22 protein-coding genes and 1 pseudogene are annotated in these 24,767 nt (G+C 49.5%); 19 read left to right on the top strand and 4 right to left on the bottom strand.

Features of this window, described 5'->3' with window-relative positions:
• Positions 1 to 32 precede the first annotated feature (32 nt).
• Both lpcA and WHR59_RS18940 read left to right on the top strand, forming a co-directional pair.
• The gene (gene lpcA / locus WHR59_RS18945) at positions 33 to 611 is read left to right on the top strand and encodes a D-sedoheptulose 7-phosphate isomerase (RefSeq protein WP_043015239.1); all 579 of its coding nucleotides are present in this window, start codon (positions 33 to 35) and stop codon (positions 609 to 611) included.
• Between the two features lie 163 nt (positions 612 to 774).
• The gene (locus WHR59_RS18940) at positions 775 to 1,542 is read left to right on the top strand and encodes a class II glutamine amidotransferase (protein ID WP_149281180.1); all 768 of its coding nucleotides are present in this window, start codon (positions 775 to 777) and stop codon (positions 1,540 to 1,542) included.
• On the opposite strand, the gene dpaA is transcribed toward WHR59_RS18940, so the two are convergent.
• Complete coding sequence (gene dpaA / locus WHR59_RS18935) at positions 1,513 to 2,253, bottom strand: peptidoglycan meso-diaminopimelic acid protein amidase (protein ID WP_043015241.1); 741 nt, start codon at positions 2,251 to 2,253, stop codon at positions 1,513 to 1,515. The two genes, WHR59_RS18940 and dpaA, sit on opposite strands and share 30 nt — an antisense overlap.
• A gap of 349 nt (positions 2,254 to 2,602) precedes the next feature.
• Here dpaA and WHR59_RS18930 point away from each other — a divergent pair, with 349 nt between their 5' ends.
• Complete coding sequence (locus WHR59_RS18930) at positions 2,603 to 3,364, top strand: C40 family peptidase (RefSeq protein WP_043015242.1); 762 nt, start codon at positions 2,603 to 2,605, stop codon at positions 3,362 to 3,364.
• Between the two features lie 38 nt (positions 3,365 to 3,402).
• Here WHR59_RS18930 and WHR59_RS18925 read toward each other — a convergent pair.
• Positions 3,403 to 5,121: pseudogene (locus WHR59_RS18925) on the bottom strand (flagellar biosynthesis protein FlhA); the annotation flags it as partial.
• On the opposite strand from WHR59_RS18925, the gene lafU reads away from it, so the two are divergent.
• The 3 genes from lafU to dinB all read left to right on the top strand — a co-directional run bounded on the left by lafU (position 5,033) and on the right by dinB (position 7,766).
• Entirely contained in the window at positions 5,033 to 5,947 is a 915-nt protein-coding gene (gene lafU / locus WHR59_RS18920; protein WP_200001725.1) for a putative lateral flagellar export/assembly protein LafU, read from the top strand. The pseudogene WHR59_RS18925 and the gene lafU overlap by 89 nt on opposite strands.
• Positions 5,948 to 6,002: 55 nt before the next feature.
• Positions 6,003 to 6,644: a DNA primase gene (locus WHR59_RS18915; RefSeq protein WP_286523632.1), complete on the top strand. Its 642-nt coding sequence runs from the start codon at positions 6,003 to 6,005 to the stop codon at positions 6,642 to 6,644.
• Positions 6,645 to 6,710: 66 nt separating this feature from the next.
• The gene (gene dinB / locus WHR59_RS18910) at positions 6,711 to 7,766 is read left to right on the top strand and encodes a DNA polymerase IV (protein ID WP_043015284.1); all 1,056 of its coding nucleotides are present in this window, start codon (positions 6,711 to 6,713) and stop codon (positions 7,764 to 7,766) included.
• 102 nt (positions 7,767 to 7,868) lie between these two features.
• Here dinB and pepD read toward each other — a convergent pair whose 3' ends face one another.
• A complete protein-coding gene (pepD, locus tag WHR59_RS18905; protein ID WP_047413249.1) occupies positions 7,869 to 9,326 on the bottom strand; it encodes a cytosol nonspecific dipeptidase in 1,458 nt (485 codons plus the stop codon).
• Between the two features lie 261 nt (positions 9,327 to 9,587).
• On the opposite strand from pepD, the gene gpt reads away from it, so the two are divergent.
• The 3 genes from gpt (at position 9,588) to crl (ending at position 11,850) form a co-directional block, all read left to right on the top strand.
• Positions 9,588 to 10,046, top strand: coding sequence for a xanthine phosphoribosyltransferase (gene gpt, locus WHR59_RS18900; protein WP_003031380.1), 459 nt, complete (start codon positions 9,588 to 9,590; stop codon positions 10,044 to 10,046).
• Positions 10,047 to 10,146: 100 nt separating this feature from the next.
• A complete protein-coding gene (gene frsA, locus WHR59_RS18895; protein WP_338843378.1) occupies positions 10,147 to 11,391 on the top strand; it encodes an esterase FrsA in 1,245 nt (414 codons plus the stop codon).
• Positions 11,392 to 11,448: 57 nt separating this feature from the next.
• Positions 11,449 to 11,850, top strand: a complete 402-nt coding sequence (gene crl / locus WHR59_RS18890) for a sigma factor-binding protein Crl (RefSeq protein WP_016151866.1) — start codon at positions 11,449 to 11,451, stop codon at positions 11,848 to 11,850.
• Positions 11,851 to 11,907: 57 nt separating this feature from the next.
• Here the strand turns inward: crl and phoE are convergent, their stop codons facing one another.
• Complete coding sequence (phoE, locus tag WHR59_RS18885; RefSeq protein WP_042310379.1) at positions 11,908 to 12,963, bottom strand: phosphoporin PhoE; 1,056 nt, start codon at positions 12,961 to 12,963, stop codon at positions 11,908 to 11,910.
• Positions 12,964 to 13,252: 289 nt separating this feature from the next.
• Here phoE and proB point away from each other — a divergent pair, with 289 nt between their 5' ends.
• From proB to WHR59_RS18835, 10 genes are all read left to right on the top strand, one after another.
• The gene (proB, locus tag WHR59_RS18880) at positions 13,253 to 14,356 is read left to right on the top strand and encodes a glutamate 5-kinase (protein ID WP_003031373.1); all 1,104 of its coding nucleotides are present in this window, start codon (positions 13,253 to 13,255) and stop codon (positions 14,354 to 14,356) included.
• Between the two features lie 11 nt (positions 14,357 to 14,367).
• A complete protein-coding gene (proA, locus tag WHR59_RS18875) occupies positions 14,368 to 15,618 on the top strand; it encodes a glutamate-5-semialdehyde dehydrogenase (RefSeq protein ID WP_338843377.1) in 1,251 nt (416 codons plus the stop codon).
• A gap of 282 nt (positions 15,619 to 15,900) precedes the next feature.
• The gene (locus WHR59_RS18870; RefSeq protein ID WP_338843376.1) at positions 15,901 to 16,620 is read left to right on the top strand and encodes a Crp/Fnr family transcriptional regulator; all 720 of its coding nucleotides are present in this window, start codon (positions 15,901 to 15,903) and stop codon (positions 16,618 to 16,620) included.
• A gap of 596 nt (positions 16,621 to 17,216) precedes the next feature.
• Positions 17,217 to 17,804 (top strand): common pilus major fimbrillin subunit EcpA, encoded by a 588-nt coding sequence (gene ecpA, locus WHR59_RS18865; protein WP_003031365.1) that lies wholly within the window; start codon positions 17,217 to 17,219, stop codon positions 17,802 to 17,804.
• A 52-nt stretch (positions 17,805 to 17,856) separates the two neighbouring features.
• Positions 17,857 to 18,534 (top strand): hypothetical protein, encoded by a 678-nt coding sequence (locus WHR59_RS18860; RefSeq protein WP_043015292.1) that lies wholly within the window; start codon positions 17,857 to 17,859, stop codon positions 18,532 to 18,534.
• A 58-nt stretch (positions 18,535 to 18,592) separates the two neighbouring features.
• Positions 18,593 to 21,085, top strand: a complete 2,493-nt coding sequence (locus tag WHR59_RS18855; RefSeq protein WP_103276747.1) for a CS1-pili formation C-terminal domain-containing protein — start codon at positions 18,593 to 18,595, stop codon at positions 21,083 to 21,085.
• A 10-nt stretch (positions 21,086 to 21,095) separates the two neighbouring features.
• Positions 21,096 to 22,703, top strand: coding sequence for a fimbrial protein (locus tag WHR59_RS18850; RefSeq protein ID WP_100194001.1), 1,608 nt, complete (start codon positions 21,096 to 21,098; stop codon positions 22,701 to 22,703).
• Positions 22,700 to 23,395, top strand: a complete 696-nt coding sequence (locus WHR59_RS18845) for a fimbria/pilus periplasmic chaperone (protein WP_043015294.1) — start codon at positions 22,700 to 22,702, stop codon at positions 23,393 to 23,395. The genes WHR59_RS18850 and WHR59_RS18845 overlap by 4 nt, the downstream gene beginning before the upstream one ends.
• 144 nt (positions 23,396 to 23,539) lie before the next feature.
• Positions 23,540 to 24,271: a winged helix-turn-helix domain-containing protein gene (locus WHR59_RS18840; protein WP_043015295.1), complete on the top strand. Its 732-nt coding sequence runs from the start codon at positions 23,540 to 23,542 to the stop codon at positions 24,269 to 24,271.
• A complete protein-coding gene (locus WHR59_RS18835; protein ID WP_338843375.1) occupies positions 24,246 to 24,719 on the top strand; it encodes a hypothetical protein in 474 nt (157 codons plus the stop codon). Before WHR59_RS18840 ends, WHR59_RS18835 begins: the two co-directional genes overlap by 26 nt.
• Positions 24,720 to 24,767: the final 48 nt, after the last annotated feature.

Genomic DNA, 24,767 nt, shown 5'->3' with positions numbered 1-24,767 from the left:
TGTCATTTACATTCATGCTGAAGGATATCCTCATGTACCAGGATCTTATTCGTAACGAACTGAGCGAAGCGGCGGAAACGCTGGCTAATTTTCTTAAAGATGACGCCAATATTCACGCCATTCAGCGCGCGGCGGTCCTGTTGGCAGACAGCTTTAAAGCCGGTGGTAAGGTACTTTCTTGCGGTAACGGCGGTTCCCATTGCGACGCGATGCACTTCGCCGAAGAGCTGACTGGACGCTATCGTGAAAACCGCCCTGGCTATCCGGCGATCGCTATCTCTGACGTCAGCCATATCTCCTGCGTTAGCAACGATTTTGGTTACGATTATGTGTTCTCGCGCTACGTTGAAGCCGTGGGCCGCGCGGGCGATGTCCTGTTAGGCATCTCTACTTCGGGTAACTCCGGTAACGTAATTAAAGCGATTGCCGCAGCGCGCGAGAAAGGGATGAAAGTGATCACCCTGACCGGGAAAGATGGCGGCAAAATGGCGGGCAGCGCAGATATCGAAATTCGCGTGCCGCACTTTGGCTACGCTGACCGTATTCAGGAAATTCATATCAAAGTGATCCATATCCTGATTCAACTGATCGAAAAAGAGATGGTTAAATAAGCCGATAATTTTTGCCGGTCTTATCGGGCCAGGAACTTGTAGGCCCGATAAGCGAAGCGCCATCGGGCATTGTGCCGGATGGCGACGCAAGCGTCTTATCCGGCCTACAAGCTGTGCTTTGCCGGTCTTGGCAGGCAATTAACCGTTTTAAGGTAGGTGATGTATGTGCGAACTGCTCGGGATGAGCGCCAATGTGCCAACCGATATCTGCTTTAGCTTCACCGGGCTGGTCCAGCGCGGCGGAGGCACCGGGCCGCACAAAGACGGCTGGGGTATTACGTTTTATGAAGGTAAGGGCTGCCGTACGTTTAAAGATCCGCAACCCAGCTTTAACTCGCCTATCGCCAAACTGGTACAAGACTATCCCATCAAATCCTGTTCCGTGATTGCCCATATTCGTCAGGCGAATCGCGGTGAAGTAGCACTGGAAAATACCCATCCCTTCACGCGTGAGCTGTGGGGACGTAACTGGACGTACGCCCATAACGGACAGCTCAGCGGCTATAAATCGCTGGAAACCGGTAATTTCCGCCCGGTTGGGGAAACCGACAGCGAAAAAGCCTTCTGCTGGCTGCTCCACAAGCTGACAAAGCGTTATCCGCGCACGCCTGGCAATATGACGGCAGTGTTTAAGTATATTGCGATGCTGGCAGGAGAATTGCGGGAGAAGGGCGTCTTCAACATGCTGTTGTCTGACGGGCGTTATGTGATGGCCTTCTGCTCGACCAATTTGTTTTGGATCACGCGCCGTGCGCCGTTTGGCGTAGCGACGCTGTTGGATCAGGATGTGGAAATCGATTTTAGCTCAGAGACCACACCCAACGATGTGGTCACCGTGATTGCCACTCAGCCGCTAACCGGCAATGAAACCTGGCAAAAGATTATGCCAGGCGAGTGGGCATTATTTTGTCTCGGGGAGCGTGTAGTTTGATGCCAGCTGCGGCTGAACCACTTCGTGACTCAACGGCTTGCTGATAACGTAACGGCCATCGACGACGGAAACGGTCGGTGGCTTACGCGTCTGTTCAAAGTAATCGTATCCCGGCTTTAGCTGCGACCAGAACTCTTTGTAATATGAGAACTTATGTCGCTGCATGTTGGCGTCGGTCATGCGGAACGGGTAAATGCTAACCTGGACGCTGGACTGTCCGAACACCAGCGCGCCGGTGACAAACTGGAAAATCTCATCAATGCCGTTGTCGGTCATCGCGTAGCAGCCGACGGAAACACAGGCGCCGTGGATCATCAGGTATTTACCTTCATAACCGTGGGCGCGGTCGTAGGCGTTAGGAAAACCAATGTTAATCGCTTTATAGAAGCGGCTATCCGGTTTCAGCTGTCCACGCTGTACGCTGTAAAATCCTTCCGGACTTTTGAAATCACCCTGACGCTGTTTCGGCCCTAAGCCGCCGGAATAATTGCAGATCTTATAGCTGTCGAGCAATTGATACTGTTCGCCCATCTTGACGTACAGATCCAGCGTGCGCTCTTCTTTGAAGATCTGGATATAGACGGGGGAGCCCATTAATTGCTGCTTATATTCTTTGCTGACAGGCGTAGTCGGGCTGCTGCTGCTCAGCAAACCGGCAAATGAAACGCACGGCAATAAAAGCATCGCAAGAAAAAATGCGATTTTACGCATACTGCTTATTCCTTGATAAAACGATTACACACGCCAGGACGGCAAAAAGAGTCCCCAAATCGGATAAATCTGGATCTGGAGCGCTCACATTATCACCCAGAGAGTTTTTCGCAAGTCTCTCGTGCGGCGTTTACACTTTAGATTTTCTTTATACGGAAAATTGTACTTAAAGGCAGTCAGACAGCGGCGTATTTTGCGCGTGAGCGCACTTCATTTAGTCTTATGAGTGCAGAATTCCTAATGTATTGAATTTAAAAAATTAATAATTTAATAATCGAATATTAAAATGGAATACCCGGCAACAGCGGTAGACTGCGCCGAACGTGTTTAATTAGGTATTTTTGTTTTCATGTCTTTTGTCTCTGCACCCCGACGCTTTTTGCCGGGTCTGCTGTCTTTGTGTGTTGTGTTGTCCTCACCGTCTGTCGCCAAAGTTCAGCCCCTCTTATCTGACGCCCATTTAAGCTATGCGGCGCAAATGCGCATGCGTAACCGCGCCCGGCTGCTGAAGCAGTACCACGCGCAGGTAAAAAAGCAGGCAAGTTATGTGGTGGAAGGAAATGCGCAAAGTAAAAGCGCGCTGCGACAGCAGAACAGGACGCTGATTAAACAGCACCCGGAGTGGTTCCCGGGGCCGCTGAAAGCGAGCGATCATCGCTGGAAAGAGCTGGCTGAGAATGACCATTTTCTCAGTAGCGATCATCTGCATAACATGACCGAAGTGGCAATCCACCGTCTCGAGCAGCAGCTGGGTAAACCTTATTTGTGGGGCGGGACCAGCCCGGATCAGGGCTTTGACTGCAGCGGGCTGATTTTTTATGCCTACAACAAAATCCTGGCGGCAAAATTGCCGCGTACGGCGAATGAAATGTATCACTATCGGCGGGCGACCATCGTCGCCAATCGCGACCTTCGTCGTGGGGATTTATTGTTCTTTCATATTCACAGTCGGGATATTGCCGATCATATGGGCGTCTATTTGGGGCAGGGACAATTTATTGAATCGCCGCGTACCGGAGAAACCATTCGGGTGAGTAATTTATCCGATGACTTCTGGCAGGATCATTACCTCGGCGCCCGTCGTATTCTTACGGAAAATACCATTCTGTAATCAACAAGGCGGTGCAAATGACACCGCCTCGTCAGGGGTTAACTCAACGCCCCCATGATCTTTAATTCCAGCTCGTCCGGAACTTCGTTATAAGACAACACCTGCAAACCCGGAGCGAACAGGCGCGCATAGCGCGCGAGCAGAGGACGTAGCTGCGGTGCGACCAGCAGGACCGGCTCTTTACCCGCGGCTTTCATCTGTTCTTTAATCTGCGGCATATTGGTCTGGAATTGATTGAGCATATTCGGATCGACCGGTACGCTATCGAGCACCACTTTGCCGCTTTGCTGCGCCTGATTCACCACATTTGCCAGCAGATTCTCCAGCTCATTATTCAGGGTGTACACCGCCAGCTCATCTTTGCGTACAAACGGATGGGTAATGCTGCGACGAAGCGCCAGACGCACATCTGCCGTTAACAAAATATGATCTTTGGTGACGGCGCTACTGGCGACCAGAACGGTAGCAATAGTGACGATATCGCGCAGCGGCACACCTTCGACCAGCAGTGCCCGGTAAACCTTCAGGAGCTGGCTGTAATTCAGCGCCGCGCTCAGATCCTCCGCCAGACGGGGCGCCATCGAAGAGAGGCGGTTATGCAGTTGCGTAATATCGTCGTAGTTAAACAGGTCGGGAATATAGTTGCGAATGATCTTATTCACGTGCGTTGCAATAACGCTGGCGCTATCAATGACCTGATACCCCATATTTAGCGCTTTGGCTTTTTGCGCCGGGACAATCCACGTGACCGGCATACCGTAGGCCGGATCGTGACCTAAAACACCATCGATCTCACCGTAGGTTTCACTGGAAGGCAGCGCCATCAGCTTATCTGAGGGAATATCGGCCTCATCAGCCTTGATCCCGTTGATAAAAATGGCGTACTGGGTCGGTTTTAGACGGAAGTTTTCGCGAATGCGAATTTCCGGTAGCAACACGCCGTTCGTGTCTGAGATAACCTGCCGCACACCGCGAATACGTTGGGTGAGCGGATTCCCTTTAGATTTGTCCACCAGCGACACCAGCTTGTAGCCCAGGCTCAGGCTGATTGGCTCAATCAAGGGGATCGTTTCCCAACTGACCTGTTGCTCAGTGGTTTCAACGATAGTTTTGGTCAGCGTCTCAAGGTTTTTCTCTTCGGTCTCAGCCACCTTCGGGCGCTTGCTCATACGCCAGGCGGTGAACCCCAGCAGGGCGCTGAACACCAGGAATGGGAAATGCGGCATTCCCGGCACCACCGCCAGTACAAACATAATGCTGGTGGCGGTATAGAGCACGGAGGGGCTGGCCAGCAGCTGGCTTCGCACGTCAGTGGCAATATCGCCGCTGTCGCTCACGCGAGTAACGATAATCGCCGCCGCCGTTGACAGCAGCAGAGACGGGATCTGGGCGACCAGACCGTCACCGATGGTCATCAGTACGTATTGCTGGAATGCAGCTTCGGCGCTTAAATCGTATTTGAAAATACCGATACAGACGCCGCCGATCAGGTTAATGGCCAGGATCATCATCCCGGCGATGGCATCACCGCGCACGAACTTCGACGCACCGTCCATTGCGCCATAGAAATCCGCTTCGCCCGCCACGTCTTTACGTCGCGCCTGCGCCTGAGCCTGATTAATCAGCCCCGCGTTCAGATCGGCGTCGATCGCCATCTGCTTGCCGGGCATGGCGTCGAGGGTAAAGCGGGCCGAAACTTCGGAGATACGCTCGGCGCCCTTGGTCACCACGATAAAGTTGATCGTGAACAGCGTCAGTAAAGCTGACCGTGAAAACATCGTGGCAGCGCTGCATGGCCAGTCAATCTTTAACGGTGGCGGTATGGCGCCGTTAAACAAGCTGGGCAAGCAGCCGATAGCGCCGGGTGCGCAGAAGAAAAACGTCACGCGCAACAAACTCGATAAAACCGCCAATCCGCAGGAGACGGCGAAGATCACGGAAGAAAACGCGAAAAAGGCGTTAGACGTGAACGAGAAAACAACGTTACTGAAGCAAAAATCAGCCCGTGAATTGGGCGAGCTGGCGACCGACATTAATGTCATCGCCCGCAACGCGCATATGGAAACTAACCTCGAGATGGAGATTGTTCCTCAGGGGCTGCGCGTACTGATTAAAGATGACCAGAACCGCAATATGTTTGAACGCGGTAGCGCCAAAATTATGCCGTTCTTTAAATCTCTGCTGGTTGAGCTGGCTCCCGTGTTTGACTCGCTGGATAACAAGATAATCATCACCGGGCATACTGACGCGATGAGCTATAAGAGCAATATTTACAACAACTGGAACCTCTCCGGCGACCGCGCATTGTCGGCACGACGCGTGCTGGAAGATGCCGGAATGCCGCAGGATAAAGTTATGCAGGTCAGCGCGATGGCGGACCAAATGTTGCTGGATGCGAAAAACCCGGAAAGCGCCGGTAACCGTCGCATTGAGATCATGGTGTTGACGCAAAGCGCTTCCGATACGCTGTATCAATATTTCGGCCAGCAGGGAGAGAAGGTTGTGCAACCGCTGGTTGATAAGCTGGACAAGCAAAAGCAGGTGACTTCTTTACGTCAACAATCTGCTCCCGTCACTCATTAATTCTGTTCCCGTCCCCCACGCAACGTGGGGGCAAATTATCCCTCAGGAAGGCAATGTGATAGATGTAACCCATATTATTCCCTTGGATATTCATACTGATAACGTCACCGATGTGGCCTGTCAGGGCGCACATTTCGACAAGATTTCAGGTATCTGGTACACCGAACCCCATGAGCTAAACGGGGCGCTGCGTGACTATGTTTATGATACCGACAGTTTCAATATCGTCGCCCCGTACTATCTGGTGATTACCTCGAAGATGCACTGCTGGAGCTGCCACCAAATTACCCGTATTCATGGCGTGATGTTTACCCGCTTTATTAAGAAAAATCAGGATGGTCAGGGCTGGCAGTCGGTCAGGCGTAACAGCTTTTTGTTCCACATTAATTCTCTGCCTGAAGAGATAAAAAAGAACATCAAAGCCAGCAATTACTATCTCGATAAAAGTAAAACCACCGGGCTTCGTTACTGGATGAACCATTGTGAAATTTGTGGCGAACGTCTGGGCGATTACGAGCTTTTCTGCGTTGAGAATGATGCCTTTCGCCTGATGACAATCGAAAAACTGCTGCGGGCAAATATTCGCAAAGTAAATAAACTGTTTGTCAGTACGGCGGGCAATCCAGCGGAACATACGAAAACGGATATTGTGCGTTACCTGTGCGATGCGCGCTTCGTCATGAATGGTCCGGCGTAAGGTATAATCATACTTCTCACACCATAAAAATACTGTATACTTAAACAGTATTGTGGGAGGCGAGTGATGCGCAAAATCATACATGTTGATATGGACTGCTTTTTCGCGGCGGTGGAAATGCGCGATAACCCCGCCCTGCGAGACATTCCCATTGCCATCGGCGGCAGCCGCGAGCGGCGGGGAGTTATCAGCACAGCCAATTACCCGGCGCGCAAATTTGGCGTACGTAGCGCGATGCCAACGGGAATGGCGTTAAAGCTGTGCCCGCATCTCACTTTATTGCCTGGTCGCTATGAGGCTTATAAAGAAGCTTCCCGGCAGATTCAGGCGATCTTCTCTCGCTATACCTCACTGATTGAACCTCTTTCGCTGGATGAAGCCTATCTGGATGTCACCGACAGTACCCACTGTCACGGTTCTGCTACGCTGATCGCCCAGGAGATCCGCCAGACGATTTTTAACGAGCTGCAGCTCACCGCCTCCGCCGGAATTGCGCCGGTTAAATTCCTGGCAAAAATTGCCTCCGATCTCAACAAGCCCAACGGGCAATATGTGATTACTCCTGCCGACGTTCCTGAATTTCTCAAAACGTTACCGTTAGGCAAAATTCCCGGCGTCGGCAAAGTCTCCGCCGCTAAGCTGGAAGCAATGGGATTACGTACCTGCGAGGATGTTCAAAAATACGACCTGGCAATGTTGCTCAAACGTTTTGGTAAGTTTGGTCGCGTGCTGTGGGAGCGTAGCCAGGGCATTGATGAGCGGGACGTCAACAACGACAGGCTGCGCAAATCCGTCGGCGTGGAGCGCACGCTGGCGGAAGATATTCACGAGTGGCCAGAGTGCGAGGCAATTATTGAGCGGCTGTATCCCGAACTGGAACGGCGTCTGGCAAAGGTAAAACCGGATCTCCTGATCGCTCGCCAGGGGATAAAACTCAAGTTTAATGATTTTCAGCAGACCACGCAGGAGCACGTCTGGCCGCGCTTAAATAAAGATGACTTGATTGCGACGGCGCGCAAAACCTGGGATGAACGTCGGGGAGGGCGTGGTGTGAGGCTGGTGGGATTACACGTCACGCTGCTGGATCCACAAATGGAAAGACAGCTACTGTTGGGGCTGTAACTCAGAACAATTACCGGATGACGGCATAAAAACTTTCTCAGGCCTACAAATTAGCGTGTAGGCCGGATAAGCGCAGCGCCATCCGGCATTTAGCGCAGAACCTTACTTCGCTGGAATAGACTTCAGCAGTTCAGTCAGAAGCGTCCAGTAGTGGCCGACGCTTTCAATATGAACCTGCTCATCCGGGGAGTGCGGACCCGTGATGGTTGGCCCAATGGAAACCATGTCCATTTCTGGATACGGTTTCTTGAACAGACCACATTCCAGACCGGCGTGGATAATCTGGATGTTCGGCGTTTTGTTGAACAGACGCTGATAGGTTTCGCGCACCAGGTGCATAACCGGGGAGTTAGCATCCGGCTGCCAGCCAGGATACGCGCCTTTGGCTTCCGTTTTGGCACCCGCGAGCTTGCCGAGTGAATCCAGCATGCTCACCACGTAGTCTTTACCGCTATCGATCAGCGAGCGAACCAGACAGTGGATCTGTACATTATCGTCAGTCATGGTGACCACACCGACGTTCAGGGAGGTTTCTACCACGCCTTTTGCTACGTCGGAATTGCGGATAACGCCGTTCGGGGTGGCGTTCAGCAGACGCACGAAGCTGTCGCGAGACTGAGCGGTCAGCGCGGCTTTATCTTGAGTCACGGCATCCAGCAGCAGAGCCAGGTTCTTCTCTTTGGCTTCCAGTTCGTTTTTCAGGATTTCCTGGTAAGTGCCGACCAGCGCTTTTAACGCATCAACTTTATCTGCAGCTACGGCGAGGGTAGCAAAGGCTTCACGCGGAATCGCGTTGCGCAGCGTACCGCCGTTGAAATCAACCAGACGCAGATCCAGCTCTTGGGCGTGACCCGCCAGGAAGCGGACCAGCAGCTTGTTGGCGTTACCAAGACCCACGTGGATTTCGCCGCCGGAGTGGCCGCCTTTCAGGCCTTTCAACGTCAGCTTAAAGCTCTGGAAGCCAGCCGGGATTGCTTCACGGGACAGCGGCAGGTTAGAGGTAAAGTCGATACCGCCTGCGCAACCCATGTAGATCTCACCTTCTTCTTCAGAGTCGGTGTTGATCAGAATATCTGCCTGCAGCCAGTTAGCCTGCAGACCAAACGCGCCATCCATACCCGCTTCTTCGGTCATGGTGAGCAGGACTTCTAACGGGCCGTGTACCACGTTGTCATCAGCCAGAACGGCCAGCGCAGACGCCATACCGATGCCGTTATCCGCACCCAGCGTGGTGCCACGGGCTTTTACCCATTCGCCGTCAATATAAGGCTGGATAGGATCTTTAGTGAAGTCGTGTACGGTGTCGTTGTTTTTCTGCGGGACCATATCCAGGTGCGCTTGCAGAACGACCGGCTTGCGATTTTCCATGCCTGCGGTAGCAGGTTTGCGAATCAGGATATTACCGACTTGATCGCGCTCGACGTGGAAACCTTTCTCCTGGGCCCAGCTCAGAATGTGTTCAGCGAGCTGCTCTTCATGGTAGGACGGATGAGGAATAGAACAGATTTTGGCAAAAATATCCCACAGCGGCTGCGGGGATAACTGAGACAGTTCAGACACGTTGAGTCTCCTTGGCGATGTCCTACAAAACTTGCTTGCAGGCCACGGGGTTAGCAGAATTAAAAACATCACAAGTCAGGCTTGCGCGATGCGATTGAGAATACCACTTTCTCCGCTGGCGGCTAGCATAAAGCATGCAAAAAGAGGCGTGGATTCCGCGAAACACTGGTTTTTAGTGCTTCAGATCTCTATAATCTCGCGCAACCTATTTCCCCCTCGAACACTTTTTAAGCCGTAGATAAACAGGCTGGGACACTTCACATGAGCGAAAAATACGTCGTCACCTGGGACATGTTGCAGATCCATGCACGTAAACTGGCAAGCCGCCTGATGCCTTCTGAACAATGGAAAGGCATTATTGCCGTTAGCCGTGGTGGTCTGGTGCCGGGCGCATTGCTGGCGCGTGAATTGGGTATTCGTCATGTCGATACCGTATGCATCTCCAGCTACGATCACGACAACCAGCGCGAACTGAAAGTGCTGAAGCGTGCCGAAGGCGACGGTGAAGGTTTCATCGTCATTGATGACCTGGTTGACACCGGTGGTACTGCCGTTGCGATCCGCGAAATGTACCCTAAAGCGCATTTCGTTACTATTTTCGCTAAGCCGGCTGGCCGCCCGCTGGTGAATGATTATGTTGTTGATATCCCTCAGGATACCTGGATTGAGCAGCCGTGGGATATGGGCGTAGTGTTCGTCCCGCCGATCTCTGGTCGCTAATCTAAAAAGTTTTCAACGCCTGGCATCTGCCGGGCGTTGTTCTTTTTGCACTGTGTCAGGTTACACTATGCCTTAGTGAGTACTCATGGAGGCTGCAATCATGTCACAGGCTAACCTCAGCGAAGTCCTGTTTAAACCCCGCTTCAAACACCCTGAAACGTCAACGCTGGTTCGTCGTTTTAATCACGGCGCGCAGCCATCCGTACAATCCGCCCTGGATGGCAAAACCGTTCCACACTGGTATCGCATGGTGAATCGCCTGATGTGGATCTGGCGTGGCGTCGATCCGCGCGAAATACTCGAAGTCCAGGCTCGTATCGTCATGAGCGAAGCCGAACGCACGGATAAAGACCTCTATGACACGGTCATCGGCTATCGCGGTGGAAACTGGATCTACGAGTGGGCGAAGCAGGCGATGGACTGGCAACAGAAAGCGTCTATGGAGGAGGATCCGCAGGTGAGTGGACGCCACTGGCTGCATGCTTCCACGTTGTACAACATTGCCGCGTATCCACACTTAAAAGGCGATGAGCTGGCAGAGCAGGCGCAGGCTCTGGCCAATCGCGCTTATGAAGAAGCTGCGCAGCGTCTGCCGGGCACGCTGCGTGAGATGGAGTTTGCCGTAACCGGCGGCGCGCCGATCACCGGTTTCCTGCATATGCCAAAAGGCGACGGTCCGTTCCCGACGGTGCTGATGTGCGGTGGCCTCGACTCCATGCAAACGGATTATTACAGTCTGTATGAGCGTTACTTTGCCCCGCGCGGTATTGCTATGCTGACGCTGGATATGCCGTCGGTCGGGTTCTCATCAAAATGGAAACTGACCCAGGATTCCAGCCTGCTGCACCAGCACGTATTAAAAGCGCTGCCGAATGTTCCATGGGTGGATCACACCCGCGTGGCGGCCTTCGGTTTCCGCTTTGGTGCTAACGTGGCGGTACGCCTGGCGTATCTGGAATCATCGCGTCTGAAGGCGGTTGCCTGTCTTGGTCCGGTAGTGCATGCGCTGCTAAGTGATCCACAACGTCAGGCAAGCGTCCCGGAAATGTATCTTGACGTTCTGGCCAGTCGCCTCGGGATGCACGACGCATCCGATGAAGCGCTTCGCGTTGAGCTTAATCGCTATTCATTAAAAGTGCAGGGCCTGCTGGGTCGACGCTGCCCAACGCCAATGCTGTCGGGGTTCTGGAAAAACGATCCATTTAGCCCGGAAGAGGAGTCGCGTTTAATCACATCTTCATCTTCCGACGGTAAGCTGCTGGAGATTCCATTCAACCCGGTGTATCGCAATTTTGACAAAGGCCTGCAGGAAATCACTGGTTGGATCAATCAGAGATTGTGTTAAAAGTTTGCTAAATTTTATCGATTTGGTAAAACAGGTGCTTCACCTAAGGAGATCGTAATGACGTTACCGAGTGGGCATCCGAAAAGTAGATTGATCAAGAAATTCACCGCGCTTGGCCCGTACATCCGGGAAGGGCAGTGCGAAGATAATCGGTTTTTTTTCGATTGTCTGGCTGTTTGCGTCAATGTGAAACCCGCCCCTGAAAAACGCGAGTTTTGGGGCTGGTGGATGGAACTGGAGGCGCAGGAAAAACGCTTCACCTACAGCTACCAGTTTGGCTTGTTTGATAAAGACGGGAACTGGACGGCGGTGCCGGTGAAAGAGACTGAAGTAGTAGAGCGACTGGAATACACCTTACGTGAATTTCATGAAAAATTACGTGGGTTGTTAACCTCGCTGAATCTGGCGCTGGAGCCTGCTGACGATTTTAACGATGAGCCGGTTAAATTAACGGCGTAATGAACAGTAAAATGCCGGATGGCGGCGCAACCCCATCCGGCATTTTTTTATGCTATATCAGAACTGGTAGACCATACCGACAGCGACGATATCATCATCGTTGATGCCCAGCTTATTATCGCTATCGAGCTGGTTGATTTTATAGTCGACAAACGCGGACATATTTTTGTTGAAATAGTATGTTGCGCCCACGTCGATATAATTCACCAGATCCTCATTACCTACGCCTTCAATATCTTTACCTTTTGACAGCACATAACCCAGTGACGGACGCAGACCAAAGTCAAACTGGTACTGAACAACCGCTTCGAAGTTCTGTGTTTTATTGGCGAAGCCGCCGGAAATCGGCGTCATATTGCGTGTTTCAGAATAGAACGTCGCAATATAAATATCATTGGCATCATATTTTAAGCCGGTTGCCCAGGCTTCTGCTTTATCGCCTGTACCACGAGTTTGCAGATTCTGCTGGTTGGTACGATCGGAGTTGGTATAAGCGCCGCTGACCGCGAAATCGCTGCCGCCAAAGTCATAGGTAACGGAGGTACCAAAGCCGTCGCCGTTCTGTTTTTTCACATCGCGGTCCTGGTTTTTACCCTGGTATTGCAACGTGAGATCCAGACCATCCACGACGCCGAAGAAGTCCGTATTACGATAGGTCGCCAGGCCGCTGGCGCGTTTGGTCATAAAGTTATCGGTTTGTGCGGAGGAGTCACCGCCGAATTCCGGGAACATATCGGTCCACGCTTCCACGTCGTACAGCGCGCCGAGGTTACGACCGTAATCAAACGAGCCAAGATTTTTTAATTTCAGACCGGCGAAGGCCAGGCGAGTTTTTTGCTGGTTAGAGTCGCTTTCGGCTTTATTGCCGGCGAACTCTGCTTCCCAGCGGCCATATCCCGTCAGCTCATCATTAATTTGCGTTTCGCCTTTAAAACCTAAACGGATATAGCTCTGGTCGCCATCTTTGCTGTCATAATCCGTCATGTAATGCATGGCTTTTACTTTACCGTACAGGTCCAGTTTATTACCGTTCTTGTTATACACTTCCGCTGCCTGTACGGATGCCGACGCAACAATACCCATCACCACTAATGCCAGAGTGCTCTTTTTCATTTTCATTCCTGATTAAAAGTACGCGCTAATATTCACTGGGTGTGATCCCCGTTAAAAGACAGGAAGGTTTTTAACGTTTGGCAATGAACGTTTTATGACAAAGTAAGAATATTTTTAAAAAAGGATGTTTTTTTGTTTCTGTAATAAATGCGTCAAAATCTGCCGTTACGCTTGCTGATCCTGCGCAATAAAATTTCATGCTTTGTGCGCTGGTTGTTGGCAACCGGGGCCAGTCCTGCTAAAACGTTCGTTTGATATCATTTTCCCCAATTTTGAATGGCAGAGAATCATGAGTGACAGCCAGACGCTGGTGGTAAAACTTGGCACCAGTGTGTTAACGGGCGGATCGCGCCGCCTGAACCGCGCCCATATCGTAGAGCTGGTTCGCCAGTGCGCACAGCTCCATGCCGCAGGGCATCGTATTGTTATCGTTACCTCGGGCGCGATTGCCGCCGGACGTGAGCATCTTGGTTATCCTGAGCTCCCGGCAACGATAGCCTCGAAACAGCTGTTGGCGGCGGTAGGGCAGAGCCGACTGATTCAACTGTGGGAACAGCTTTTCTCGATTTACGGTATTCATATCGGCCAGATGCTACTGACGCGTGCGGATATGGAAGACAGAGAGCGCTTCCTCAATGCCCGCGATACGCTACGCGCGCTGCTGGATAACAACATTGTTCCTGTCATTAATGAGAATGACGCCGTAGCGACCGCCGAGATTAAAGTCGGTGATAACGACAACCTATCTGCGCTGGCGGCGATTCTGGCCGGGGCCGATAAGCTGCTGCTGCTGACCGATCAGCAAGGGCTGTTCACCGCCGATCCACGCACCAACCCGCAGGCTGAGCTGATCAAAGACGTGCACGGTATTGATGATGCGCTGCGCGCCATTGCCGGAGATAGCGTTTCGGGTCTGGGAACCGGTGGCATGGGAACAAAACTGCAGGCTGCCGATGTCGCGTGCCGCGCCGGGATCGACACCATTATTGCCGCTGGCAGCAAGCCTGGCGTTATTGGCGATGTGATGGAAGGCGTTTCTGTCGGGACGCGTTTTCATGCTCAGGCCTCTCCGCTGGAAAACCGTAAACGCTGGATCTTCGGCGCACCGCCTGCCGGGGAAATTACCGTCGATGAGGGCGCGACCGCAGCGATTCTGGAACGCGGTAGCTCATTACTGCCAAAAGGCATTAAAAGCGTGACAGGCAACTTCTCTCGTGGTGAAGTGATCCGTATCTGTAATCTCGAAGGGCGCGATATTGCCCACGGTGTTACACGCTATAACAGCGATGCGCTGCGCCGTATTGCCGGACATCACTCACAACAGATCGACACCATCCTGGGCTACGAATACGGTCCGGTTGCTGTCCATCGCGACGATATGATCACCCGTTAAGGAACAGGCATATGCTGGAACAAATGGGCATTGCTGCCAAAGCTGCGTCATACAAGCTGGCGCTACTCTCCAGTCGTGAAAAAAATCGCGTACTGGAAACCATTGCTGATGAGCTGGAAGCGCAAACGGAAAGCATCCTCAGCGCGAACGTACAAGATGTTGAGCAGGCGCGAGTTAACGGCCTGAGCGAAGCGATGCTCGATCGCCTGGCGTTGACTCCTGTGCGTTTGAAAACTATTGCTGACGATGTACGTCAGGTCTGTAATCTCGCCGACCCGGTCGGGCAGGTGATTGACGGTGGTCTGCTGGATAGCGGCCTGCGCCTTGAACGTCGTCGCGTTCCGCTGGGTGTGATTGGCGTGATTTATGAAGCGCGCCCAAACGTCACCGTTGATGTTGCTTCCCTGTGCCTGAAAACCGGTAATGCGGCAATTCTACGCGGTGGGAAAGAGACGTACCGGACCAACGCCGCGACCGTGGCGGTGATCCAAAAGGCGCTGGAAGCCTGCGGTTTACCCGCAGCAGCGGTGCAGTCGATAGATAATCCGGACCGCGCGCTGGTCGCTGAAATGCTGCGTATGGATAAGTACATCGATATGCTGATCCCACGCGGTGGCGCGGGCCTGCATAAGCTGTGTCGTGAGCAGTCGACCATCCCGGTCATCACCGGCGGCATAGGCGTGTGTCATATATATGTGGATGATTCTGCTGAGATAGCCCCGGCGTTAAAGATTATCGTTAATGCCAAAACTCAGCGTCCAAGCACCTGTAACACCGTAGAAACTCTGCTGGTGCATCAGGATATCGCTGAGCGTTTCCTGCCTGCATTAAGCCAAAAGATGGCGGATAGCGGTGTTACGCTGCACGGTGACGAAATCGTGATGCAGGTACTGTGTGGCCCGGCCAAACTGGTGCCGCTGAAACCGGAAGAGCTGAATAACGAGTTTCTGTCTCTGGATCTGAACGTAGTGGTGGTCGAAAATATGGATGGCGCAATCGCCCATATTCGCGAACACGGCACCCAGCACTCGGATGCTATCCTGACGCGCACGCTCAGCAACGCCAACCGTTTCGTGAATGAAGTTGATTCTTCTGCCGTGTACGTGAATGCTTCCACCCGTTTTACCGATGGCGGTCAGTTTGGACTGGGGGCTGAAGTGGCGGTGAGTACGCAAAAACTGCACGCGCGTGGCCCAATGGGGCTGGAAGCACTGACCACATATAAGTGGATTGGCTTCGGTGACGACACGATCCGGGCGTAATTGAAAACGGGCGATGCCATAATAGCGCTCTTAATTTTAAAGCTATTAAGGCATCTCCCGCTTAATTCTAACCTTCACTTCGCTGCCGCATTTATTTTTCTATCCTGCGTTTTAACATCATCCGCATCAGTCTGTTTTTGACCTATGCTCTCACCGGCGCCCGAAAGGCGACGTATCACAGAATTTTCCCTGCCAGCATGAATTTTCCTGGTCTGCCGTTCACGTATTGTTCCTATGGTTCGATCTATTAGAATCAGTCTCATTTTTATGAGGAGTTGTTGCGTGAAATCGGATATTCACAAACATCGCATTCCTGTTGTGCCGCTCGGCAACCCGTTTCCCCCCCGCCATTGTTCGCTGTGTCCAAAGGGAGCGGCAATTGATCGTGATAATCAACACCGATTAATAGACAAAAGAAGAAGGTTTAAAGCAGGGGAGATACTCGCCCGGCAGGATGAAGCCGCAAACATGCTTTTTGTTATTCACGAGGGATACTGCAAGTCCAGCGTGGAATGCGGTGATAACGATTTTATCAGTCGCTTTTATGTTCCGGGAGATATCATGGCGCTGGATGCTGTCGAAGGGGGGAAGTACCTGACAACGATTAAGGCGGCAACGGCTGCGGTGGTATGTCATATCGATATTGCGCGGTTGTTCAAAGTAGCAGAAAAGGATCCGTCGGTTGCTGCCGCAGTCATCAAGTTTCTCTGCAGGGACAATGGATTCATTGTTGAAAAACTGCGGCGCTATGCGAATAAACATGCTGAGGCCAGGATCGCTGCTTTTCTGGTGGAGTTTTACGAGATGCATTTACGTATTGGCAGGCCAGAAACGACGCTTCACTTGCCATTCTCCCGGGAGGAAATTGCCAGTTATCTCGACCTTAAAATTGAAACCGTTAGCCGGTCATTTAAATCCCTCGAACAACAAAATTTGATTACCCTACATCGGGTGCGAACGGTAACACTTAATAGTTATTTGGGATTAAAAGGTTTCAGCTAAATCTCTCCTGGTTGAACGTTATATAACACTTGATATTCCAGGAATATTCTTTTTATATGGAAAATTCCTGGTTTTATTTTTGTGAAATAATTATCAATTCGAATACTAATCCTCCAGCTTAATGATTATTTTATAAGAATATTCCCCCTCATATGAATATTTCATGAGAATTTTCTTGTGAAGTTAAAAATTTAGCATAATTGCAACAAATAATAAGCATTATAGAGAAAATATGGAGGCGTTAATTATCTTTATGTTTTGTAAGGGTTTTGCTTAGGTGATATTTGTATGATCTTTTTGATATTTATCAAAAACATAAAAAAGATGAATTGTTTGGTATTGCTTATTTGTGTGGGTGATAATTCTGAAACAAGGCGCATTTAAAGTAATTTTATCTTAGGAAACTTCTTAGATAAATTTTTTTGTGGGAAAATTCTTAGTTTTTTGTAATTTTTGCGTTTCAGGGTTTGTTGAGATGTTACTTAATTCAAATGATAATTTTTTGGCGCGGCAATTCTGGCTCGCAATTAATGGAACCGCTGGAGTGACTTAAAAATAAGACTCGGTGGTGAGTTTGTTCTTAGGAGAAGATAAAAATGAAAAAATTATTATTAGTAACCTCTCTGGCTTCTGTATTTGTTGCAGCAAATGCAATGGCAGACGTTACTGCTTCTGCAACTGCCTCGTGGGACGCGACGGCAACAAAAGATACCACCAGTATGTTGGTTGTCACCCCGCTGAACTCTTTGACTTTCCAGTATGCTGAAGGTCTGAAAGCCTTCAACTCTCAGGACGGTGCTTTTGATGTGACTATTCAGGGTCAGGAAACGGCAACTGATTTTGAGCTGACTGCTCAGATCATTAGTAACACGCTGACCAACGCCAGTGGCGATGCGTCTACCCTGAACGTAGGGGTGGCATGGAATGGCACTGCGCTGACTAACTCATCAGATACTGTCCTGGTTAACTCCAGCTCGACTTCTGGTCTTGAAAGCCTGATGGCTGATGGCGCTTATAACGGTGCTGCTCGTGTCAGCGATCAATCCAACTTCAAATTCACCATCGCGTCAGCGACTTCTGATGGTAGCCAGGCAGTAACGGATTACTCTGCTCTGCCAGACGGCTATTGGACTGGAGATGTAAAAGTACAGTTTAATGCAACCTGGACGACTCCGTCTGCCTAAGTAATAAAAATTCGGGAGAATTTTTTCTCCCGAATTTATCAGGAATGGCGTCATGAAAAAATATTTACCGACAGCGATGTTGGTAGGGTTAGTAGTATCTTTTCCCGGATGGGCAATTAATGTGGGTGAAATCACATCGATAATGACTTCTGCTGAGAGTTCATTATCGAAAGAAATTACTAATACAACTGATGCGGCGCGTTATGTCAGTGTTTCGGTAAAACAATTGTCATCACCTTTGGCGGGGGGAGTCGAAATAAAACCTGTCAATTCCGGAGAGTTACTTTCTACACCTGCCAATCTTATTCTTCCTGGTCAGGCAAAGGATGTTTTTCGCTTCTTTTATAAAGGACCTGCAGATGATCTCGAACGTTATTATCGTCTGCAATGGATAGATGAGCCGGTCACCGAGAGCGCGGAAACTCGGGCGAATAAAATGGCGGTTGCAACAGCGTCGGCTGAAATTGGCACTATTCTGGTGGTCGCGCCGCGAAAAGAGCGTTTTGAATATAGCCGAAATGGCGATGTTATTACCAATACTGGCAATGTTTCGTTTCGTGTGATCGCCTATGGCGCATGTAAGGATAAGGCTCGCGATCAGGGACGAGGTTGTCGCGAACGTTATTACATTATGCCAGGTACGAAAATAAAATTACAGTTTACCGACATCAGCAATAGCCGTTCACGCATTGGTATTTGGCACGGTAAGCAGTTTATTACAGTGAAGTGATGGTCGATTGCAGCCATCTGTACGGGATAAATAAAAATACCGGAATGTAAGGATGCATATGACAACAACAAATATTGTCGGCGGTAGCATTTGTTTTTTTCTTGCGCTGACACCAGGATTTTCACATGCAGCCCCAGTAAAAGTGGGTAATTACGTTATTCCCAGCGCTTTCGCCCGTTCACTGGAGCAGGGAATGACGGTGCCGGTATATATTCGTTACAACGAGACTGACGAGAAAAGTCAGCAAAAAATTGCCGATGCGGTGATTTCACTTGTTGATGGCAATATTACAGTTAAAGCCCTGACTCTTGCTGAATTGCCTAATAATGCCGTGTTATCTGGAAAAACTCGTGCGTTGGTAGAAAAAATTCGTGATGTGAAATTTCACGATAACACCAATATCGAGTTATCGGACAATGCACGCCTGCAGCTCAACGTCTCTTCATTTCACCTGGAGATGATTGTCAGCAAAGATGCGTTAACTGAAGCGATTGTCGCACGCAGTAGCCTGCTTGGACCTTCCAGCGTGGAGTCTCTCTCTAACGTCCTGAACTATAACTTTGGTACCTACTACAACGATTATCATAATGGCAGCAGTACCCGCAGCTATCTGACGGTGGACAATACTACATCGCTGCGCGAGCACCATATCAACATTAACGGTTCGTTTTACGGCATCGGCGACAGCAACGGCACCAGTAAACTCTATCGTGCGATGTATGAGCGTGATTATGACGGTTATCGACTGGCGCTTGGGATGCTCGACACCTGGAATGTCCAGTCTATTGCCAGCCTGAATGCGCTGAATGGCGGGAAAATTTACGGTGTGAGCTACGGAAACAAAGGAAGTACGGTTGTTGAGAATACCGCGCTTTCACTCACGCCGATTACCGTATTTTTGCCAGCCGCTGGCGAGGTTCATGTCTTCCGTGATGGGCGTTTGCTCAGCGTCCAGAACTTTAATATGGGCAGTTATGAAATTGATACCAGTCGTTTTCCGTATGGAGTTTATGACGTCACGGTAGATATCGTGGTCAATGGCCGGACAATTAATAGTCGTATCAGCAGGGTTAATAAAATCTTTGCCCGCCAACAAGCTGCCGGGATTGATGAGCTCTCGTGGCAACTGTTTGGTGGCTCACTGGATTATGACCGTGTGAGTTATAAGCGAAATCATTATCAGGATTTGGGCAGCGAGCAGACCTGGATTGCCGGGGGGGCCGCATCGGTGACGCTGGCAATATTGTCGGGGCTGGGCCTGAAGTCCACGCTCTACGGTTTTGACAACAATGCGGTTAATGAAACGGATGTCACGCTCAATGTGAATGAATACGTAAGCATTGGCAATCAGACGCTGGTGGCGAACGATTCGTCATGGAGAAATATCAGTAACATCAACCTTAATGTACCTGAGGGATACGGTTCCCTTTGGGCATCTCGTGAAGACAGTAAAATTGGCGATCGTCTGCCCATGCAGGAGCGTGATAATTATTCCATTGGCGGGACTCTTAACCTCGGAAAGTTTATTCCTCATGGCGGCTCGCTCACCGTGAGTCAGACGGAGAATCGCTACTCGGGAAATAAATATCGTAATCTGGACTACAGCACGACCCTTTATTCAGGCAGGTATGCCACGGTTGGGTTGCGTGCAGGTATTCAGCGTTATTACTACAACAACCGGAATGACGATGGGCGGCAGGAACGTTATGTCAGTCTGGATTTATCGTTGCCGTTGGCATCCTGGTTGAGTATGGGCGTCTCCCGCGATCGCTATGGCAGTACTCAGGGTAATCTCAGCGCGCGCAAGCAGTATGCTGAGGGCCCGATTAAATCGGTCGGATTGTCGGCATCAACGCGTCTGAGTGGCGAACAGTATTACGACAATAATTATTCGGTAAACGGCAATTTGAGTTATGACACGAAATATAACGCCGGCACCGTATCGGTAACGCGTTCTGCTGACAACTCCACCAATATGAACTTCTCTTCCCAGGGTTCTCTGGCGTGGGCAGGTAAAGATTTTGGCCTGAGTAAAGAGCGGCAGCGGTCTGGCATCATTGTGAAAACAGATTTGACCGGCGAAGGGAAACTGGCTGCGAAGATTAATAACCGCAATTATCTTCTCAGCGGTAAATCAAATTTCATTGCACTGCCGCCCTATGCTCAGTACAAGCTGGAAATCCTTAATGATAAAAACTCTGAGGACAGCTTCGATATTGTTTCAGGACGCAAACAGGAGCTGACGCTATATCCGGGTAACGTGGGTGTTATCAACCCTGAAGTGAAAAGCATGGTAACCGTATTCGGGCGCATTCGTTATCCCGATGGACAGTTGGCTACAAATACCGATATCCATAACCACATCGGTAAAACGCGTACGGATGAAAAGGGTGAGTTTGCTATCGATATCGATAAAAAGTATCCGGTCATCACGTTAATTTCAGCCAATGGCAGCATATGCGAAGCCGATCTTGATTTGGAAAAAGCACGCGGCGCAGCGTGGGTTGGTGATGTGAAATGTGCAACGCAAACCACGATGGCGCAACGATAAGGTATTAATAATGAATAAATCTCTTTCTCTCATTTTGGGTTGCGCCTTTGCCGCGTTATCCCCGTCCGTTTGGGCGCTCTCCGCGTCCACACAGGCGGCGGTGAACAACAATTACTTATTTATAGAAAACAATGTTGATAACGAATATTTTATTACACCTTCCTCTCTCGATCCCCGTATTAGTGGCTCGAACACCTGGGTGAAATATGGAAACGACCAGGATAGCCTTGGATATATTGGTATCGTTGGTTGGGTAGCCAATACCACTTACTATAAAGATATGTGGATTGAAAATTCGCCAATCGGTGAACCATTCCGTGGTATTCGTTGCACAACTGGTGCTAATTGTCCTGCATCTGGCTATATAGCTGCCGAACTAACCGATCAATTTGGTTTTTATCATACCAAGGCAACCGGATCGGGGATCGCTGGTGGATACTATGGTTTTGCATCGTTGACAGACTCGGCGTATGAATATTTTCGCAATATGTCGGTCGGAAGTTCAGAAACATATAACCTTAATTTTTGTCGAACCACTATTGACTACGATTATGCGGCTGGACAGCGTTGTAAAGACCAGAGCAGTGGTAATTGGTATATCAGGCCCTATACATTAAATAAAATAGGTCATTTATCTTTAGTTTCTACAAATGCTTTCCAGGAGTTATGGGTTGCCAGTGATGGCACCCCGAGCATCACTAAAGACAGTGGTTATTGTGAGCTGGGTGTGGTCAGTCGTGAAGATGGCGTTATTTGTAAGATGATTTCATATAATTTAAATCAAACCAGCAACCTGACGGCTTCACTACGTATTCGCATGTATGCAGATAGCGGTTTGCTCGGTTTTACGCCTGCAGCTGCCACAATAAAATATTCTGGTGATGGCCAAACCTGGACTAACTTTAGCTCGACGTCGGTTTATTATAATATTTTTAGTAATGGTGGTGAGTATGTATATGTATTTTTGTCGAAAACATTTCTGAAAAATATGGTGGACAGCGGGGTCAGTATCACAAATAGCCAACCTTTTACATTTGCTTTTACAAATAGTGTGACACCAGAATCTGGATATTACCAGTTTACCCCTTCGCTACAGCTCAATATTGTGCCGAAGGAGTATGGGATCAGTATCGTCTCTTCGGACAACACAGCTTCTGCGAGCGGTAGTGGCACGATTGGCAATGCCGCTCCTATAGAAATGGATTACACCGTAACCGTCTCAGGCCCCCGCCAGGCCGACAGTATTACCGCGCAAGTTATTGGGGAAAGTACGACGATAAACAGTGTCCCTTACTGTCTGTTTACGTCTGCGCAAGGCGGGCTGTCCGTCCCAATTCCCGCTTTTCTGCAGTACAACAGTCAGTCGGGGGGCGTGGTGCAAAAACGAAATAGCTGCAGTGAAGCGGCAGTCAGTATGAGAGATGCGCAGTGGCAACAGACGCCCTGGGACGCAAATAACAATGACGATGGAAGCTATTATGCTACTGATTTGAAGTTGCTTTTCCCAATGAATGATTCACGTTCGATGTTAACCGTATCTGGCGCTGACTGGGAAGGTGTCGTCAGCGCCAGTGGAGAGATAAAAGTCACGGCGAATTGGGTGGGAGTAACGCCATGAACCGCCGCCGTCTGGCGCTTAGATGGGTATTTATTCTACTTTCCGGTCTGACAGCATTCTCTACACAGGCAGTCTACCTGGAGTCGACCATTTATGAGATGCCATCGGATAAATCATTTATCAGTAAACGAATCTATAACGATAGCCAGAAACAGAATTTATACAGTATTGGCGCAGTAAAAATTGATAAGCCGGGACCGGGAGGTGAAAACAGAAGTGCTATTGCTGAAGGCGAACTTCTGTTTACTCCGCTGAATTTTTCACTGGCTCCGCAGGCGAGTGAGTTTTTTAAGATTTTCTACCGTGGGCCGCAGGATGATAAAGAACGCTATTACCGAATTCTGTTTCGTGAAATGCCGATCACGCTGTTTACCGAACGTAATCAAGGGAAAGGCGGGCAGGCTCTCCCGGTGATCGCTATGGACACCATATTGGTTGTTCGCCCGAGAAACATAAATCTGGCTTACACCATTGATGAGGCTAACGGAACACTGAAAAACACCGGGAATACTTTTTTTAAAATCATCGTACACCAGGGGTGCAACTCAACCGATGATGAAGCCACCATGCGTTATGTATTGCCGGGTGAAACCTGGCGTAGTAGTGAGCTGAAAACAAAAAACCGAAAGTTTATCGTAGCGTTGCAGAAATACATCCCAGTAGGCCAGGGGTGCTTCAAACTCAATCAATAGTAAGCATTGAGTCTGATCCGATATGTCATGGTTAGATATCGAACCTATACTGTAACTATCTTTATACAATGCAGTAATCAGCTCGGCACAGATGAAACTTTGGTCATTTGTACTCCATGTCACGGTATTTAAGAGTCAGGTAGTATGAAAAGTATAATTAATGATCAGGTTGAGTACGATTCCACCAGAAAAAGCCTGAAACATCGCGATACTACAATAATCCTTTCGGCATCTACAGCGAGATTACTTGAGCTATTCATTGCCCATAAAAATCAACAACTCCACCGTGAGTTTATCATTGAAGAAGTATGGAAAAAGCATGGTATGGCCCCATCGGGTCATAGCCTTAATAAAAGTATCAGTATATTGCGAAAAGCATTTAGTGAGTTGGGGGCCGAAAATCCCATTGAAACGTTGCCCCGGCAGGGATTTTTGTTCCATGCTTCGGTCAATGATGAACAGTCATCTTTCAGTGGAGATGTACCTGTTCGTTCGGTAACAGAAACGGTGAACTCACCCGCAACACCGAAACGCAAAAACATTCTTCTGTTCATTTTATTGTTTGCCTTTCTTGGGAGCGCGGTTTTGATATTGCCAACTCTTAACTCAGGTACCACGAATTTTATCTATATCAGGGCAATAGGTGATTGTGAACTTTATACAGCCGATGACAATAATGCTGATAAAACGAAAGCGTTTTTATCTTCTGATATGTGGCGAAAAGTAAATGCGACCTGTCATGATGGCAAGAAAACAATAGTTTTTTATGATGACAATAATTTATCGGCAGGTAATGATCTTAAAGAGAATTTTTTGGGGATCTGTACGCTTGATAAAGGAGGGGCTGCCCGTGAATGCGAAAATTATATTTATTAGCGGGGCGATCTTTCTTGCTGTGATAACAACATACTTTTTTTATCGCCATCAAGAACCTGAGACGCTGACCTGCTCTGCCAAGAATTACCTTCATCTGCAGGCGCAAACTCAGGGTGTAAAAATTGAAGGTGAAGTTCTGTTGGTTTTTCGTATTTCATCTGCTACCGAAGGGAGGGTATCCCAGGTAGGGAGCCTTAATATCCAGGGTAAGCACTATGCCGTAGATCGTAATGTTGTCCTGAATTTTATTGGCAAAGACCGCGACGGATATGTGCAGACTCGTCGCTTGGCTATTGTCAAAAATAAAAACGATAATGTTCCCGATGAAATTACCGAACTGCTTATGTCTCAACAGGATATTTTCTATTATAAGGTCATCCGTATCGCTGGGAATGTCTATGCGATAAGAGATCTGCGACGTACGCTCATGGTTTGTCGGGCAGCATGAATCGAGGTAATATGTTAGTATTTTGATTTTGGTAGTTGTATGTTTTGT

The organism is Citrobacter europaeus (genome assembly GCF_037482245.1).
Taxonomy (GTDB): Bacteria; Pseudomonadota; Gammaproteobacteria; order Enterobacterales; family Enterobacteriaceae; genus Citrobacter; species Citrobacter europaeus.
This window is presented reverse-complemented; position numbering and strand designations above follow the sequence as displayed.